The 2333-nt window shown below is 34.0% G+C and carries 2 protein-coding genes; both read left to right on the top strand.

What is annotated here, in order from left to right:
- Window positions 1-169 precede the first annotated feature (169 nt).
- The gene (istA, locus tag AC3ASS_RS14045; protein ID WP_488284131.1) at window positions 170-1459 is read left to right on the top strand and encodes an IS21 family transposase; all 1290 of its coding nucleotides are present in this window, start codon (window positions 170-172) and stop codon (window positions 1457-1459) included.
- Window positions 1452-2204: an IS21-like element helper ATPase IstB gene (gene istB / locus AC3ASS_RS14040; RefSeq protein ID WP_488284130.1), complete on the top strand. Its 753-nt coding sequence runs from the start codon at window positions 1452-1454 to the stop codon at window positions 2202-2204. The genes istA and istB overlap by 8 nt, the downstream gene beginning before the upstream one ends.
- Window positions 2205-2333: the final 129 nt, after the last annotated feature.

Genomic DNA, 2333 nt, shown 5'->3' with positions numbered 1-2333 from the left:
TAAGGAATATACGAGTCCAAGGAACAAGCTATTTATGGACATCAAAGAACTGGTGAAGGGACTTAATCGAATTTTACTATAAATGCTATTTTAATTATGTACAAAAATGATTGCATAAGAATGTACAGTTTTGAGTGGTATATGACATAATCTCCTTGAGGTGGAGAGGATGTATATACAATTAGGTGTATCAACTAATATAGAAATTAAAAGTCTTACAGACTTACCAAAACTCAAACTTCTTATGGAGAGTCTCAATATGAAAATAAATAAGAGTAAATTGGCAAGAGAATTGAATGTAGATCGGAGGACAGTTGATAAATATTTAAATGGATACATGCCCCAGAAGAAAAGAAGCAGAAAATCAAAGATAGATGAATACTACGGTGTAATTAAACTACTTCTTTCAAAGGATTCTAAACAGAGATTTTATTATAAACGTGTCCTTTGGCAGTATTTAAAGGACAATCATGGATTGGACTGTTCCCAATCTGCCTTTCGGGCTTACATATCACGCAAACCTGAATTTCAAGCCTATTTTAGTGAAGGGAAACGAACAGAGTCTATTCATTCGGTAGTTCGATACGAAACTCCTCCCGGGGAGCAAGCGCAATTCGATTGGAAAGAAAACATAAGATACATTACGAAAGATGGGGAAATTTTATATGTGAATGTGGCTGTTTTCCTTCTTTCCTACTCTAGGTTTAGAACCTTCCATTTAGCGATTTCCAGGTCACAAAGCGTATTATTGTCCTTTCTGATGGAAAGCTTCGAAGCAATTGGAGGAGTTCCTAAGAATCTAGTAACGGATAATATGAAGACCGTAATGGATGAAGCCCGTACGGAGCATTCGAAAGGGATAATAAATGAACGATTTGAACAGTTTGCGAAGGATTGTGGATTCCAAGTAAAGCCTTGTATTGCAGGACGACCAAGGACAAAAGGAAAAATCGAATCTACGATGAAATTAATTGACGAAATTCATGCCTACCAAGGGAAATTTGATTATGAGGAGCTTCATACATTTGTGCAGAACCTTTGTGAACGAATTAACCATAGTTACCATCAAGGCACAGGGAAAATACCAATATTAGCGATTGAACAAGAAAAAAATCTCTTATTGCCCCTACCACGTAAGCAAATAAGAGATTCTTATAAGATTCATCATAAACTTGTAAAAGTGAATTCCGCGGGCATGATTAACTATAAATCAAACCAGTATTCAGTTCCAGCTGAATACAAAGGAAAAACCGTTGGTTTACAAGTATATGATAATCAAATCCATGTTTATTATAACACGGATTTAATCGCCACACACAAGATTAGCGAAATAAAGCTCAATTATAAGAAAGAGCACTATGTAGAGGTACTTTCAAGAGAACTTCCTCATTTTCCAGATATTGATGAGTTGGCTAAAAATAATTTACGAGCGATTGATGAGGTGTATAAAAATGAATAGCAGTTATCAACAATTGGTACAAAACCTGGAGTATTTAAAATTAAAACAGATGATTGATTATCTTGGAGAAACTATTGATTTTGGCATGAATAATCAATTATCTTTTGTGGATACACTTTTAAAACTCACAAATTATGAAATTGATATGCGTGAAAAAAATATGATTAATTCAATGGTTAAGGTGGGGGCATTCCCCCACCGCAAAGAAATAAAGGATTTTGATTTTAGCTTTCAGCCATCAATCAATAAACAACAAATTCTTGATTTTACAACCTTACGTTTTATTGAAGAAAAAGAAAATATCGTATTTTTAGGCCCTAGTGGAGTTGGAAAGACACACTTGGCAACATCCATAGGGATTGCAGCTGCCAAGAAACGAACAAGTACCTATTTTATCAAGTGTAATGAATTAATCTTACAGTTAAAGCGAGCAAAATTAGAAAATCGCCTAGAAAGTCGATTAAAACACTACGGAAAGTATAAGCTACTAATTATTGATGAAATTGGGTATCTTCCAATTGATCGAGAGGACGCTAAATTGTTTTTCCAGCTCATTGATTTAAGATATGAGAAAAAAAGCACAATATTAACAACAAATGTAAGCTTCAAACAGTGGGACGAAGTATTTCTAGATACCAAAATAGCAAATGCCATTTTGGATCGGGTCTTACACCACGCAACAGTGATAAATATAATAGGTGATTCATACCGTTTAAAAAATCATTTGGAGAAAGAAAACGAGTAATTTTGTACATTCTTAAACAATCAAAAGTGTACATAGTTAGCTTGACATTTACAATTTTACAAGGATTTAAGAATTACTACAGTATTTCGCCTATTGCCAAGAAATGGCTAAATAAAGTAGATTGGTATG

It is taken from the genome of Bacillus sp. JST-5, from assembly GCF_057747715.1.
Note: the sequence above shows the minus strand (reverse complement) of the source record. Positions and strands in the feature narration are given on the sequence as shown.